Source organism: Acidovorax sp. SUPP3434 (assembly GCF_030159015.1).
Lineage (GTDB): Bacteria > Pseudomonadota > Gammaproteobacteria > Burkholderiales > Burkholderiaceae_C > Paracidovorax.
Map to the genome: position 1 here is coordinate 128,552 of NZ_BQXL01000009.1, position 14,761 is coordinate 143,312.

Sequence of the window (14,761 nt, forward strand, 5' to 3'; positions counted from 1 at the left end):
ACACGCCGCGCCGGCCCGCCCGCCCGATGGCATGCGGCGCTATCTGAGCTCAAGCCGGCTGCGGCATCAGCGCGCCGCACTGCCAGCACTGCTCGAACCCGCCCTCCACCATTTCGCCGCACCCGCACAGCCAGCGGCGCTGGGGCAGGTTCTGCAACGCCTGCAGCAGTTGCCGCGCGCGGGCGGCGTGCTCGTCGTGCTCCAGCCAGATCTCGGGCAGGCACTGGTCGGGCGGCAGGTGCCCGGCGGCGGCCCCCAGGTATTGCCGCTGCACCGACGCCGGCATGCCGCCCTCGCGCAGCAGGTCGGCCCACAGGGTGGCGATCGCGATGTTGGGGGCCTGGGTCAGACGGAGCATGAACCCACCATAGCCGCTGTCCCGCGGCCCGTAAAGGGCGGGAAAGCCATGGCGCCGCCCATCCCCCCTGCACCGGGGGCCGCAACGCCCTCCGACGCCGTTCAGGCAGGCGCCTTGGCCTCGGCCGGGGCGCTGCCTTCGGCCGCGCGTTCGGCGTAGCGGTTGAAACGCCATGCCGAGCTTTCCAGCGTGATGCGGCGCCACACGGTGCGCTTTTCGACCGGCGTCATCGCCAGCCAGTGCTGCACCTCGGCGAAGCTGCGGCCGCAGCCCTTGCACTGCTCGTCGCCCTGGCTGGTGGAGCAGATGGCGATGCACGGGGTGTCGGGCGTGGTCTCGTACCAGGCGCGCCAGGCCGCCATGGCCGCGGGGGGAAAGCCCGCCTCGTCGGCTTCGTCCTCGTGCCAGTACACCATCAGCGCGTAGACCTCGGCCAGCGCCACCAGCTCGGGCGTCAGCGTCACGCCGTCGGGCGACGGCGACCGGGCGCGCCAATGGTTGATGGCGGCTTCGATGTCGGTGATGTGCAGGACGGCCATGGGTGTGCGAAAGGGGGCCGCGATCATACCGCTGCCCGGGTGCGCTCCCGCGGCGCCCGACGGCCTCCGAGCTGCCCCGCAGAATACTCACGAATTGATAGCAGCAAAGGCAATGAAAACGCCGGCGTGGGGCCTGTTTGGCTCAAAACCGTCCCGGCGCGCGGGACACGTTCGCTTGCACGGCCGCTCGCCCCTGTGTTCCAATGCCGGCTTCGAAGGGGAGTAGCTCCCAACCCAGCAGACATCCGGCAGGCACACCGCCCGGGGCGGCTGGGCTTGTCGGTCCTGTCGTCAGTACGAAGCGCAAGCTTCCGGCAGGCCGGGTCCATCCATGCACGGCATGGCGGACCGAGCGAGACCTTTGATGGGCCCTGCGCGGGCTGATCAAGGCCGTCCCTATCGAACAACGCTCCGCGCAACGCGGGCGTGCCTCAGGTCACCTCCGCAGTCAGCCCCCGTTCCCGGAGGGGCCCGGCGCTACAGGGGTAGCGGGTTCCTCCTCCCGGCCATTGCTTTTGAGGAATTTATGGACTTCTTGACTTCACCCGAGTTCTGGGTCGCGTTGGGGCAGATCATCATCATCGACATCCTGCTGGGTGGCGACAATGCGGTCGTCATCGCGCTGGCTTGCCGCAAGCTGCCACCCGCCCAGCGAACCAAGGGCATCATCTGGGGCACCGCGGGCGCCATCATCCTGCGCGTCATCCTGATCGCGTTCGCCATGACGCTGCTGGCGCTGCCGTTCCTCAAGTTCGTGGGCGCGCTGCTGCTGGTGTGGATCGGTATCAAACTGCTGGCACCCGACGAAGACGGCCACGGCGACGTGGCGGGCAGCGACAAGCTGTTCGCGGCCATCAAGACCATCATCGTGGCCGACCTGGTGATGAGCGTGGACAACGTGATCGCCATCGCCGGCGCCGCCCAGAATGCCGGCGAGCACTCGATGCTGCTCGTGGTCCTGGGCCTGCTGATCTCGATCCCGATCATCGTCTGGGGCAGCCAGCTGGTCATCAAGCTCATGGAGCGCTTCCCCATCATCATCACCATCGGCGGCATGCTGCTGGGCTGGATCGCCGGCGGCATGCTGGTCACCGACCCGATCTTCGTCAACACCGAGCGCTGGAGCTGGGCACCGAAGCTGGGCACGCTCGACGCGCAAGGCCTGGCCGTGATCTCCGACACCCTGTACTGGGCCGCGCACATCGCCGGCGCCCTGCTGGTGCTGGTGGTCGGCAAGGCCATCGCCTCGCGCCGCGCCGCAGCGGCTCCGGCCGCCCACGGCTGAGCGGGCAGGCCTTGACGACGAACGGTGGGCAAAACGGCACGGGCGCCGCCAGGCGTCCGGCCATTTCGCCCGGCCCTCTTCTCCCCATTGCTAACGGCACCCCTGCCAGGTCACAAGGAAGCCTCATGAACAAAGTCATCGTGTACGTGGACGACGCCGAGCAGGCCCGGCAGGTCCTGGCGCCCCTGTCTCACCGCGCCTCGGCCGAGAAAACGGAATGGGTGCTGGTGGCCTGCGCGCCGCGCATGACCCACCGCATCAGCAAGTGGGTCAGCCACAGCGCCCGCGAGAACTGGCGCACCAAGTGGGCCGACAAGCTGTTCGGCCAGATCGTCCCCTGGCTGCAGGCCGAAGGGGTGCAGGCCAGCACCGTGCTGGCCAAGGGCCCGCTGGCCGATCTGCTCACCCAGCTGCAGGCCGAACACGGCGCCGTGCCCGTGATCGACGCACGCCGCCCCAAGCAGGACGAAATGGCCGCACCGGCGCCCGTCCAGGCGGTGGCCGCCCCCGTCAACATCACGCGCAAGCCATCGCCACGCCGCTGGTCCCTGCCGGGCACGCTGGCTGGCCTGGGCGCGATGTTCATGTTCGTGGCGGAGTGATCCTCCCCCACGGCCTTGCTGCCCAGCAGTTACGCGCAAGGGCCTGTCCTGCACACATGACGTAGTTGTGCTGGTTGACGACCTGTTGCGTCCAATGCGTCGCGGAGGTTCCGGGTACCCGCGACAACCGGGGATCTTGCTGCAGCGAGGCACTTCGTGAAAGGAGACTGGACTTCGCGATCCCTCAGTTATTTTTGGCACGGCTACGCGATGGTGGAGGTTTTTTCACTCACCTCCAGTCTCAAGATTACCCATGCAGATTGCTCCCTTCGTCTCCACCTCCGTCGCCTCTACCTCTTCCGTGCCCGAGCAGCCGGCGAGTCAGCCTTCATCGCGTCCCGGCTCGCCCCGTCCGTCCACCATGGAGTCCGGACCTCCGATTCGGCCCAAAGGTCAGCCGCTGATCTCCACGAGCAGCCTGGGCCCTCGCATTGAAGCGGATCGGCTTGCCGATCTGCAATCCGACAGCCGTCCCGGCCTGTCTTATCAGGGCACTGTTCGCGTGGAGGGGAATCAACTCACGTCCAAAAACCCGGTGACCCAGAAGCTGCTGGAGTCCCTGGCGATCGATCCTGCCGAAGTGCCCGGCCTGAAATTCATGGCCCTGGCTGGCAAGGAGCCGACGCTATCGCTTCGCCTGGGCGCCAACGGTGGAAACACATTGGACAGCCTCAAGGCGGCGCTTGGCGAAGACCTCAGCGCCCCGATGGAGCATGCCACCATCCCGCTGCTACTCGGCGTGATTGCTCGCGGTGAGCAGGCGATCGGCGATGACCTTCGCGGCCGGATCATCCCGCTGCTGCGGGAGGCACGTCCGAGGATGGAATCGTCTTTGCCCGCACTGAAATCCTTGATCGAGGACCGGCTTGCCGCACGGCCGGACCTGTCGCTGAAGATGGCTGCCACAGGACTGCTGCAGCTTGCTACGGCCAAGAGCATCGACCTCAAGCTGCTTGGCTCGAGCCTGGCCGTCAGCTCGGGGCTGGGCTCGCTGTGGGAGCTCGTGGCGGCACCAAAGGCCAAGCTCGCGCTGCTGGGTTCTGGCTTCGCATCCGTGGCGTGGGGCCTGCCGGCGTCCGTGATCGACGCGGCGCCCATGGTCGCGATCGAGGCGGCGGACACGATGACGGTCAAGAAGCGCATGGCCAATGACCGTGGCGATCCCTTCCCATTCATGCAAAAGCTCGGCGAGGCGCTCACTGCCGGGGTCGTGTCGGCCATCGGCGCGTTGCCGAACAACTTGCTCGAGTACAACGCCGCTCGTCTACCGAGAGCTGTCGCTGCGCTGATCGGCGTGGGGACGACCGAAGTCGCCATCCTCTCGGCGGCGGCGGGCGTGCCTGGAGAGATTGCTGAGATCCGTGAGTCGGTCAAGGAGGCCGTCGAGCACGCGGTCCACAGCGGCGTGATGAAGCTGCCCGAGGGCGTCGCACAAGACGAAGCCATCCATCTGGCCACCGAACTGGCACTCAAGATGGAGCCCAGTACGGTGATCGGCAAGAAGTCGATGGGCGTCGCACTCGCGGTGGGGCTCGTGCCCTTCCTTCTCGGTGGCATGGTCACCGGTGCGCTTCCAGAAGCGGCGCTGCGCATCCTGCGCAGCACCGCTTTTGCACCGATCGAGATGATTGGCATGAATGTCATTGCCGCCATCTCTCAGACCGGCGTCCCGGGTATCGTGTCCAGCGATCACCAGCGCTTCGCGGATGTGATCGGGGACTTGCTTCAACACTCTGCTGCAAACATCGGTGACCTCGAGAGCGGAGCGGGTGAGACGAGCGGCCTGCAACCGACCATCGACGAGGAGGCCATCGTCGCGAGGCTCGCGCCTCACAACGAATTGCTGCGTCACGTCGGAGGCGCGGCCCTCACCGCCATGGCGGGGGTGCTCGACAGCGTGGGCTTCGTCGGACAGGTCGCTGCCTCAAGCGCCTCGTCTGCCATGAGTTCGCTGACGCGTCCATTCCGGGCGGTCGCCCAGGAAAGCCAGGCCAGGGAACCGTTGCTAACGTCATCCGCAACGCATGGCTGAAGCGGGGGGCAGGCTGACGGACAGCAAGCCTCGCCCGAAGAACCCACGAAGCCATCGCTTCGCTGGTGCCTGAACGCAGCGGTTGAGCGCATTCGCGGGCCGGAGACAGGCCAGCGAATCCGCCGAGCCATGGCATGCGGGTGCTATGCTCCCGCGCCATGATGAAACTCATCCTCAAGTGGTTGCTCAGCGCTGCGGCGCTGCTGTTCGTGGCCTACGTGTACAGCGGCGTGGAGGTGAAAAGCTTCACCAGCGCGCTCATTGCCGCCTTCGTCATCGGCTTGTTCAATGTCGTGCTGCGGCCCGTGCTGGTGGTGCTGACGCTGCCGGTCACCGTCCTCACCATCGGGCTGTTTCTCTTCGTCATCAACGCGCTCATGTTCTGGGCCGCCGCCACGGTGCTGGGCGACGGCTTCCAGGTACGGGGCTTCGCGGCGGCGCTGATCGGCTCGCTGATCTATTCGGTGCTGGGCGTGCTCATCGAATCAGCGCTCGGCGGCCTGTTCCTTAAGAAGTGAATCGACGGCCCGCAGACGCGTCTCGATGATCGACGCGTCGATGTAGTCGGCCGGGTCGCCCCCCCGGCTGCCGCTCTTGCGCGCCAGGTCCTGGCCCGCCTTGAACCGGTCCACCGCCGCCTGGTAGTCGTAGCGCGCCGCATGCGCCTCGGCCTCGGCCCGCACCGCGCGCAGCGGGTGGTTCTGCTGCTGCCACACCGCCGCCAGCAAATGCCATGCGGTGGCATCGTGCGGATGCGTCGCCACCCGCGTCTGCAGCGGGCCGGTCATTTCCTGGGCATTGCCCGTGCGCAGCAGGGCCTGCGTGCGCAGCAGCATCTCCGGCCGCCCCGTCGGCGCAGCGGCCTGGGCGGGCGGGTGTGCCGAAGAAGCCAGGGTCGCCTGCGCTGGCAACTGCTGCAGTGCGGCCTGGAAGTCCCCGGCCGCGAATTCGATTTCCGCACTGAGCAATTTCGCCTGACGCAGCGCCGGCACATCGCCGCGCACCGCCTCCATCAAGCCCCGCAATGCGGTGCGCGCCGCCGGCACGTCCTGCAGCTGGCTGGCGCTCAGCGCCGCCGCGTACCAGGCCGCCACCCGGCGGGGCAACGGCTGGGCGGCGAAACCGGTGCCCAGCGGCTCGGTCGTCCACTGCCGCCAGACATCCACGCCCGGACGGGACAGCACGCGGGCGCGCGCGGCCATCATCGCGTGTTCCAGCGTAGGCGTGGCCGGTGCGACCGCGGCGCCCCCCCCTGGCGGCAGCCGCGAATGCATGTCGGCGATGCGCTGCGTGGTCAGCGGGTGGCTGCGCAGGTAGGGCCAGCTACCGTTGTCGTTGATGCGGTTGGCCTGCTGCAGCTTGTCGAACATGGCCACGAACCCCTGCGGCGCAAAGCCGGCCGGCGCCATCAGCCCATAGCCGATGCGGTCGGCCTCGCGCTCCATGTCGCGCGAGAAGTTCAGCTGGTTCTGCACCGCCACCGCCTGCCCGCCGATCATCAGCGCCTGGGCCGCATTGGGGCTCTTGCTGGCGGCCAGCGCACCCAGCACCAAAGCCCCGAGCATCAACGGCGTCTGCCGGTTCTGCTGCGTGATCAGGCGCGAGATGTGGCGCTGCGTGACGTGGCTCAGTTCGTGCGCCAGCACCGACGCCAGCTCGTCGCGCGTGGACACCACGCCGATCAATCCCAGGTGCACGCCGAAATAGCCGCCCGGCAGCGCGAAGGCATTCACCGTGCGGTCCCGGCCCAGCAGGATTTCCCACGCGAAGCGCTCGTCCAGTTCGGGGGAGAGCTCCCCGCGCTCGCGCGCCGCCTTCACCAGGGGTTGGAAGATGCTGTCCACGTACTCGTTGAGCACGGCGTCGTCGATGTAATCCGGATCGCGGTACAGCTCGCGGATGATGCGGTCGCCGAGCTGGCGCTCCTGGGCGGTGGTGAGGTCGGAGCTGTCGCCCAGCGTGGGCAGGCCCGCTTGCGCATGCACGGCGGTCGTGCCGCACACACCGCTCACGATGAAAAGGGAAGCGGCCACCGCCTGACGCACAAGCACCAGAGGCCGTTTTCGATCAAATGGCACGCAAAGTCTCCTGCACTGATTCGGCCACGCCACCCCGGCCCTGGCCGCTACACATGACCGTATGATGCCCTGGCCCCCGAATGTTCCCTGCCAGCGAATGACCCGCGTGCAATCCCCAGTACTTGTATGAGCGACACCCCCACTCCCTCCAGCCTGACCCATTTCGACGCCCTGGGACAGGCCCACATGGTCGATGTGGGCGCCAAGCCAGCCACGCACCGCGTTGCCGTCGCCACGGGCCGCATCGAGATGCAGCCCGAAACCCTGGCCATCATCCAGTCCGGCACTGCCGCGAAGGGTGACGTTCTGGGCATCGCCCGCATCGCGGGCATTCAGGCGGCGAAAAAGACCAGCGATCTGATTCCGCTGTGCCATCCCTTGGCGCTGACGCGGATCGCCGTGACGTTTGCGACCGCATCCGAGGGGGTCGGCATCGAATGCACGGCGACCGTGGAAACCGTGGGGCCGACGGGCGTGGAGATGGAGGCGTTGATGGCCACCCAGGTCGCCTTGCTCACGGTGTACGACATGTGCAAGGCGGTGGACAAGCACATGGAGATCAGCGGCGTGAGGGTGTCTAAAAAACTCGGCGGCAAATCCGACTGGAATACCGCTTCTACTTTGGCCACGCCACCTTAGCCATCTCCGGATAGACCGCGGCCTGCTCATCCCATTGGCGGCGCAACTCGGCGACCAGTTTCTGGCTGGGCTGGTTCAAGCGGGTCATCACCACAACCCAATATTTCGCCTCCTGGGTTTTGCCGGCCGCACCGTACATCGCGGCAAGCTTGTAGAGGGTGATGGTGCTGGGCAGGAGTTTCGTGGTCCGTGAAGCGCGGACCAGATCCTGCTCTGAGTGCGCCTCGCCGGGGTTCACCCGGATAAGCCACATCAAGTCCTGCAACTGGGTCAGAGATACCACTTCCGGGGCCAGGCGATCGGAGGGGGCGGCCAATTGCTGGCGTTCGAAGCGGAGAGAGAAGAAATCGTCTTCGATTCGCAGGTAGTCGTGGATGGTGATGGCCAATCCCACGCCAGCCGCTCCCATCATGATGGCGATCGGCCAACGCCCCGTCTGCCCGACGGGCTTGAACCGCAATGCCTCGTTCAACGCGCCCAACATGAGGCCGCATGGCAGCAAGAAGTAGGCGTAGTAGAGGGGATATTCCAGCATGGCGTGCACACCCAGCGCAGCCACGAACAGGAACATCCAGAGGTGCTCTGGCTGGGTCATCCGACGGATCGCAAGAACGGTCCACAAGACCAGCACTGCGCACAAAGCCAGACCCAGCGGAATCCCTGTGAAAACCAGCAGATCCATCAGCAGGCTGTGGGCATGCCGGTGCGTTCCCGCCGTGACCATGTCGTAGGGGCTCGAAGTGAACTGCGCAAAACTGGTTTGCATCCAGCCAAAACCGAACCAGGGGCGGCTCCACACGGCTTCCCACAGATGCATCCAGACGTCCAGGCGCAGTTCCAGGTTCGAGATGCTCCGCACGGGTCGCAGCCGGGACGCCCGTCCCAGCCACACATCGACATGGGGCAGCGCAACGAGGAAAACCGCGAACATGCCGGTCCAGGTGAACGCTCCCACCATCACATCCCGCTTGATGGCAAGGCGCTTGCGAAAAAAGACCAGCATCGCCAAAGACAGCAAAACGACCAGCCAGGTCGTGCGCGATTGCGCCAGCACCAACCCGACCGCCAGTATCACAGCCAGTAACCAAGCCACTCGGCCAGGCAACCGACCTCGGTGATGAAGCCAAGCACACGCAAATACACCGAGGCAAAGCAAACTGGCCAATTGATTCGGCTGCCCCAGGTTGGCATGAAAGCGATCAGGGGGCGCAGGAATGAAGAGCCAGAACGCAGCACCAGGGTCGATTTGCAGCCATTGCTGAAACTGAATCAGCAGCGATCCCAACGCCCCCACCAACGCAGCCATGAACAGGAAATCGGCACCCTGCTTGGGCCGCCACTGCTCCACTGCGGTCCCCATTAGCATTGCCAAAGCCAAGCCCAGCAAATACAGGGAACTGATCCAAGCCACCCCCCGTGATTCGACCAGACCCGCAGCATATTGCGTCCATACGATCAAGCAGCACAGCAGAACCATCGAAGGAAGGACGTGCCACGTCACCTGCGTTTTTTTGATTCGCCAGAGCACCACAGCACCGAAGCCCAACATCGCGCACGCCGCCCACGCATCGGAATAAAAATCCACCCAGGGCTCGTGGTGATTGGGCAGCAGCCAGCACAAGGCGTACACCAATGCGCCCAGCGCAGTCAACGTTATGGAACGGGAGGAGTGGATTTGAGCCATAAAATCTTGATGACCAATAAAAAAGGGGGCTGAAGCCCCCTTTTTTCGACTAGAAACGCTAAGCGCTCAGTGATTACTTGCAAGAGCCAGGTGCATAACGCAATGCAACACCAGTGCTCTTGCAGATCCACTCATAGATTTGCTGGCTTTGACCGCCAGTATTGGCAGTGCCCAGAGCAAAGCCATTCCCTTGGCTGTCCTTCTTGGGCGTCAACGTGATGCTGTCGCTGCTCGTGCCCGACATCGTTGTACCCAAATTGGCTGCGTGCGGCACAACAGTGATTACAGCTGTGTTTGCATCGGTGCTGATCGAAGCCACCATCTTCGTGGGGTTGGTCGCATCGCAACCGAAGGCATTCGCACCCGACAGCGTCGCATCGGTGCGCATGCTCTGGATGGTTTCGCTGATAGTCGTGCGGCACTGGGAAGCAGCCAGAACCACTTCAGACATGCGCGCCTTGATGGTGTAGTCCTTGTAGGCCGGCAGGGCCACGGCAGCCAGAATACCGATAATCGCCACCACGATCATCAATTCAATCAGGGTGAAACCCTTTTGCAGATTGCGCTTCATAAATCTCTCCTAGGAGGTCGATTACAAATAAAAACCTGCAGAAGAATTCTCCAGGTCCGCCATCAACTCAGCAGGTTCCATGCCAACGCGGCTCATCCGGTAAAACAGAAAAATCCCAGGGGGACAGACCAGGGAACCCCGTCTGAATCGTTCCATCTCTGGCACTTGTGACAAATTTGTCCACCACCCCTGTCACAAGCAGATGCGTGAGTTACGAATCTCGCCGCATCTCAAGCCGACTGATACCAATCGATCAGCTCTGGACGAACTCCATCTCCGTCCCTGCCAGCGCCAAGCGGTCCCCGCTCTTCAACAACACCGGTTCATCCGCCATCACGGCACCATTCAACTGAGGCCGCTGCGCGCCTTCCACGTGCGACAGCACAAATCCATGGTGCCGCTTGGTGATCGACGCAACCGCCACACCCGGCTTGCCGATGGTGGTTACCACCTTGACCAGCGCCACCTCACGCCCTGCAGCCGCCCCTGAGCAGACCCGGATCGACGCGCTCAAGACCGGAGCAGGCGTCGACCCGGCGGCGGACAGCGGGGCGGAACGGGAGGTCAATGGCCGCGGCGGCACCATGCCGGGCTTGAACACCATGGTCTTTTCGAAGTTTTCGCCCTCGTTTTCCTGCAGGAAGCGGATCTTGTACTTACCCACTTCCACCGTGTCCCCGTTGCGCAGCGGCTGGCGCTTGACGGGTTGCCCATTCACGTAGGTGCCGTTGGTGCTGCCGAGGTCCTCGATCTCCACCTCGTCGGGCGAGACATGGAGCACGGCGTGTTCGCCACTGACGGCCAGGTTGTCGATGACGATGTCGTTATAGGGGCGGCGGCCGAGGGTCGTACGCTCCTTCGTCAATTGGACTTCCTTGATGACGACTCCGTCGATCGACACGATCATTTTCGGCATGATCAATTCCTCATTCTTTCATTGCGATGGTCGGCCAGGTGGCTGATTCAACTTCAATCGGCACGCAAAAATCGCGACATCAAGCCGCGCTTCCTCTCAATGGATCCCGCCTGCACCAGCAGCACGCTGATGTTGTCGCGGCCGCCCCGGGCATTGGCGGCTTCGATCAGGTGGGCGGCTTTGTCCTCCAGGGGTTCCTGTACCAGGGCCAGCGTTTGAATCTGATCGTCTTCGACCATGTCGGTCAAACCATCCGAGCACATCACGAACAGATCCTGCGGCTCCACGGGAAATTCATTGATTTCGACCAGTACAGCACTTTCCACGCCAAGGGCGCGAGTGACCAGGTTGCGCTGCCCTGATATCGCCGCTTCTTGCGGCGTGAGGATGCCGGCATCCACCTGTTCCTGCAGCCAGGAGTGGTCGCGCGTGATCTGCCTGAGCACGCCGCCGCGCAGGCAGTAGCACCGTGAATCGCCGATGTGCCCGAGGATCAGGCGATCGCCCAGAAAAACGCCGACCACCACCGTGGTGCCCATCCCCGAATACTGCGGATGGGAGAGCGACGCATCGAAGATGGCGTGGTTGGTGCGCTCCACGCAGTCTTCCAGCGCTCGGCGCACTTCCGTCGACGCGGCACGGGGGCCGGCTTGCGCCAGCCACTGGGTCATTTCGTCGTGAATGAGGCTGGTGGCCATGCCGCTTGCGATTTCGCCCGCGTTGTACCCGCCCATGCCATCGGCGAGCACCGCCAGCTGCGCGCTGGCGTCCGCGATCACGGCGTCTTCATTGTTCGAGCGCACCCGGCCTTGGTCGGTGCGGGCGCAAAACTGATAGTTCAGCTTGATTCCCAAGGTCATGCTTCACCCGGCGCAGGGAGAAGCAAAGCTGCGCCAGCGGTGTGCGCAGTCCCTGTTGCAGTTTTTTGAAAATCCCCCATGTCGTGCCCTGTTGCGTCGCGTTCCGCATCATAGACGACGGACCCGCCGCCGAGAGGGCCTCGGGGTCGGCCGACCCCAAGTTTTCATCGGGCTACCGGAGGCACAACCGCATCAACCGGCCGCCGCCGAGTTTTGCTGCGCCCGCGCCTGCAGGAATTTCCCGGCGCCCACAACGAACAGAGCGCCCAGAGCGGCTGCCACATAGTGCAAGGAAGGATGGGCCAGGACGACATCGTGCAGCGATGCATCGCTGGCGATGGTTTCGCCACCCACCCAGCCGATCAGGCCGGCTCCGAACAGGACGATGATGGGAAAGCGCTCCATGAGCTTGATCATGAGCGTGCTGCCAAAAATGACGAGCGGAATGCTGATGGCCAGGCCGAGGATCAACAGGACCATGTTGCCGTGGGCCGCGGCGGCCACGGCGATCACGTTGTCCAGGCTCATCACCAGGTCGGCGATCAGGATGGTGCGGACGGCCGCCATGAGCCCGCCGCCGGACTGGGAGCCTTCGCCGTCCTCGTCGCTGTCGGTCATCAGTTGCAGGCCGATCCACAGCAGCAGGCAGCCGCCGATGATCTGCAGGAACGACAGCTCGAGCAGCTTGGCGGCCACCACGGTCAGCACGATGCGCAGCACCACGGCGGCGCCGGAGCCCCAGAAAATGGCTTTCTTCTGCTGGTGTGGGGGAAGCGAGCGCGCGGCCAGTGCGATGACCACGGCGTTGTCGCCGGACAGGATGATGTTGATCCAGACGATCTTGACGAGGCCGATCCAGAAGTCGGCCGTGTGCAGGAATTCCATGCGAGGTATCTCCGTGTTATGAATGAAAGAGGCGCCCGAAACCAGGGTTTCGGGCGCCTCTTCTTTTATGGGAGAGCGCAGTTTATCGGGGCTGCAAACCCCTTTCGTCCGTAGTTTTGCTTACGAATTACTTCAGCTGCGCCTTGAGCAGCTTGCCGAGCTCGGAAGGATTGCGGGTGATGATGAAACCCGACTCTTCCATGATGGCGAGCTTGGCATCGGCCGTGTCGGCACCGCCGGAGATCAGCGCGCCTGCGTGGCCCATGCGCTTGCCGGGAGGGGCGGTCACGCCGGCGATGAAGCCCACGATCGGCTTCTTCATGTTGGCCTTGCACCATTGGGCGGCTTCCGCTTCGTCCGGGCCACCGATTTCGCCGATCATGATGACGGCATCGGTGTCGGGATCGTCGTTGAAGGCCTTCATCACGTCGATGTGCTTGAGGCCATTGATGGGGTCGCCACCAATGCCCACGGCGCTCGACTGGCCCAGGCCCACTTCCGTCAGCATGGCCACGGCTTCGTACGTCAGCGTGCCGGAACGGCTCACCACGCCGATGCGGCCCTTGCGGTGGATGTGGCCGGGCATGATGCCGATCTTGATTTCGTCGGGCGTGATCAGGCCGGGGCAGTTGGGGCCCAGCAGCAGCGTCTTCTTGCCGCCGGCGGCTTCCTTGGCCTTCATCTTGTTGCGCACTTCGAGCATGTCGCGCACCGGAATGCCTTCGGTGATGCAGATGGCCAGGTCCAGATCGGCTTCCACGGCTTCCCAGATGGCAGCAGCGGCGCCTGCGGGCGGCACGTAGATCACCGACACGGTGGCGCCGGTCTGCGATGCGGCTTCCTTGACGGAGGCGTAGATCGGAATGTTGAAGATCGACTCGCCGGCCTTCTTCGGGTTCACGCCCGCCACGAAGGCGTTCTTGCCGTTCGCGTATTCCTGGCACTTTTCCGTGTGGAACTGGCCGGTCTTGCCCGTGATGCCCTGGGTGATGACCTTGGTGTCTTTGTTGATGTAGATCGACATGTGTGTTCTCCGGGCTTACTTGACGGCAGCAACGATCTTGGTCGCAGCTTCGGCCATGGTGTCTGCGGCGATGATGGGCAGGCCGGATTCGGCCAGCATCTTCTTGCCCAGCTCTTCGTTGGTGCCCTTCATGCGCACGACCAGCGGCACGTTCAGGTTCACGGCCTTGCAGGCGGTGATGACGCCGGTGGCGATGGTGTCGCACTTCATGATGCCGCCGAAGATGTTGACCAGGATGCCTTCGACCTTGGGGTTCTTCAGCATGATCTTGAAGGCTTCGGTGACCTTCTCGGGGGTGGCACCGCCGCCCACGTCCAGGAAGTTGGCCGGCTCGCCGCCGAACAGCTTGATGGTGTCCATGGTGGCCATGGCCAGGCCGGCGCCGTTCACCAGGCAGCCGATGTTGCCGTCCAGACTGATGTAGGCCAGGTCGAACTTGGATGCTTCCACTTCGGCCGGATCTTCTTCGTCCAGGTCGCGGTAGGCCACGATTTCAGGATGGCGGAACAGCGCGTTGGCGTCGAAGTTGAACTTGGCGTCCAGCGCCATCAGGTTGCCCTTGGAGTCGCAGTTCAGCGGGTTGATTTCCACCAGCGAAGCGTCCGTCTCCATGTAGCACTTGTAGATCTTGGCGAAGATGTCCACGGCCTGGTCGATGGAAGCGCCGGTCAGGCCGATGGCTGCAGCCACCTTCTTGCTCTGCTCGGCGGTGATGCCGGTCAGGGGATCGATCATCTCGGTGATGATCTTCTCGGGCGTGGAGTGCGCCACTTCCTCGATGTCCATGCCGCCTTCGCTGGAAGCGATCAAGGCCACCTTCTGCGTGCCGCGGTCGGTCACCAGCGAGACATACAGTTCGTTCTTGATGTCGGCGCCGTCTTCGATGTACAGGCGGCGGACCTTCTGGCCTTCGGGGCCGGTCTGGTGCGTCTTGAGCTGCATGCCCAGGATTTCGCCCGAGATGCGCTTGACGTCGTCGATGGTCTTGGCGACCTTCACGCCGCCGCCCTTGCCACGGCCACCGGCGTGGATCTGGGCCTTGACCACCCACACGGGGCCGCCGAGCTTCTGGGCAGCCTCCACGGCTTCCTGCACCGTGAAAGCAGGGATGCCGCGCGGAACGGGCACACCAAAATTGCGCAAGATTTCCTTGCCTTGGTATTCGTGAATCTTCATGAGGTCTCTCTCAGGGAAGGATGTTGGTAACCCGTTTGCCATGAGCAGATGTCTGGCCGCGGGCGGGTGACATGGCAACCGGCGACTGTATCATGCTGCGATGCACCATCCC

General features: G+C 64.2%; 15 protein-coding genes. 5 read left to right on the forward strand and 10 right to left on the reverse strand.

What is annotated here, in order from left to right:
* Positions 1–49 precede the first annotated feature (49 nt).
* Together AVKW3434_RS15215 and AVKW3434_RS15220 are read right to left on the reverse strand one after the other, a co-directional pair.
* Positions 50–358, reverse strand: a complete 309-nt coding sequence (locus AVKW3434_RS15215) for a putative signal transducing protein (protein WP_284400636.1) — start codon at positions 356–358, stop codon at positions 50–52.
* 101 nt (positions 359–459) lie between these two features.
* Complete coding sequence (locus AVKW3434_RS15220) at positions 460–897, reverse strand: DUF3717 domain-containing protein (RefSeq protein ID WP_284406518.1); 438 nt, start codon at positions 895–897, stop codon at positions 460–462.
* A gap of 526 nt (positions 898–1,423) precedes the next feature.
* On the opposite strand from AVKW3434_RS15220, the gene AVKW3434_RS15225 reads away from it, so the two are divergent.
* The 4 genes from AVKW3434_RS15225 to AVKW3434_RS15240 all read left to right on the forward strand — a co-directional run bounded on the left by AVKW3434_RS15225 (position 1,424) and on the right by AVKW3434_RS15240 (position 5,334).
* On the forward strand, positions 1,424–2,182 hold the full coding sequence (locus tag AVKW3434_RS15225) for a TerC family protein (RefSeq protein ID WP_284406519.1): 759 nt from the start codon (positions 1,424–1,426) through the stop codon (positions 2,180–2,182).
* 125 nt (positions 2,183–2,307) lie between these two features.
* Positions 2,308–2,784 (forward strand): hypothetical protein, encoded by a 477-nt coding sequence (locus AVKW3434_RS15230; protein WP_272566525.1) that lies wholly within the window; start codon positions 2,308–2,310, stop codon positions 2,782–2,784.
* Between the two features lie 253 nt (positions 2,785–3,037).
* Positions 3,038–4,816: a hypothetical protein gene (locus tag AVKW3434_RS15235; protein WP_284406520.1), complete on the forward strand. Its 1,779-nt coding sequence runs from the start codon at positions 3,038–3,040 to the stop codon at positions 4,814–4,816.
* A gap of 161 nt (positions 4,817–4,977) precedes the next feature.
* The gene (locus AVKW3434_RS15240; protein ID WP_272569868.1) at positions 4,978–5,334 is read left to right on the forward strand and encodes a phage holin family protein; all 357 of its coding nucleotides are present in this window, start codon (positions 4,978–4,980) and stop codon (positions 5,332–5,334) included.
* On the opposite strand, the gene AVKW3434_RS15245 is transcribed toward AVKW3434_RS15240, so the two are convergent.
* A complete protein-coding gene (locus AVKW3434_RS15245) occupies positions 5,302–6,867 on the reverse strand; it encodes a M48 family metalloprotease (protein WP_502869095.1) in 1,566 nt (521 codons plus the stop codon). The genes AVKW3434_RS15240 and AVKW3434_RS15245 overlap by 33 nt on opposite strands.
* Positions 6,868–7,020: 153 nt before the next feature.
* Between AVKW3434_RS15245 and moaC the strand changes: the two genes are divergently transcribed.
* Complete coding sequence (gene moaC / locus AVKW3434_RS15250; protein WP_284406521.1) at positions 7,021–7,533, forward strand: cyclic pyranopterin monophosphate synthase MoaC; 513 nt, start codon at positions 7,021–7,023, stop codon at positions 7,531–7,533.
* Here moaC and AVKW3434_RS15255 read toward each other — a convergent pair.
* From AVKW3434_RS15255 to sucC, 7 genes are all read right to left on the reverse strand, one after another.
* Positions 7,511–9,184, reverse strand: a complete 1,674-nt coding sequence (locus AVKW3434_RS15255; RefSeq protein WP_284406522.1) for a PglL family O-oligosaccharyltransferase — start codon at positions 9,182–9,184, stop codon at positions 7,511–7,513. The two genes, moaC and AVKW3434_RS15255, sit on opposite strands and share 23 nt — an antisense overlap.
* 106 nt (positions 9,185–9,290) lie before the next feature.
* A complete protein-coding gene (locus tag AVKW3434_RS15260; RefSeq protein ID WP_284400625.1) occupies positions 9,291–9,788 on the reverse strand; it encodes a pilin in 498 nt (165 codons plus the stop codon).
* A gap of 253 nt (positions 9,789–10,041) precedes the next feature.
* Positions 10,042–10,704, reverse strand: coding sequence for an FHA domain-containing protein (locus AVKW3434_RS15265; RefSeq protein WP_284406523.1), 663 nt, complete (start codon positions 10,702–10,704; stop codon positions 10,042–10,044).
* A 53-nt stretch (positions 10,705–10,757) separates the two neighbouring features.
* A complete protein-coding gene (locus tag AVKW3434_RS15270) occupies positions 10,758–11,564 on the reverse strand; it encodes a Stp1/IreP family PP2C-type Ser/Thr phosphatase (RefSeq protein WP_284406524.1) in 807 nt (268 codons plus the stop codon).
* A gap of 192 nt (positions 11,565–11,756) precedes the next feature.
* Positions 11,757–12,449, reverse strand: a complete 693-nt coding sequence (locus AVKW3434_RS15275) for a TerC family protein (protein ID WP_284400617.1) — start codon at positions 12,447–12,449, stop codon at positions 11,757–11,759.
* 127 nt (positions 12,450–12,576) lie between these two features.
* The gene (gene sucD / locus AVKW3434_RS15280) at positions 12,577–13,473 is read right to left on the reverse strand and encodes a succinate--CoA ligase subunit alpha (RefSeq protein ID WP_092742583.1); all 897 of its coding nucleotides are present in this window, start codon (positions 13,471–13,473) and stop codon (positions 12,577–12,579) included.
* Positions 13,474–13,488: 15 nt separating this feature from the next.
* Positions 13,489–14,649, reverse strand: a complete 1,161-nt coding sequence (sucC, locus tag AVKW3434_RS15285; RefSeq protein WP_272566514.1) for an ADP-forming succinate--CoA ligase subunit beta — start codon at positions 14,647–14,649, stop codon at positions 13,489–13,491.
* Between the last annotated feature and the right edge of the window lie 112 nt (positions 14,650–14,761).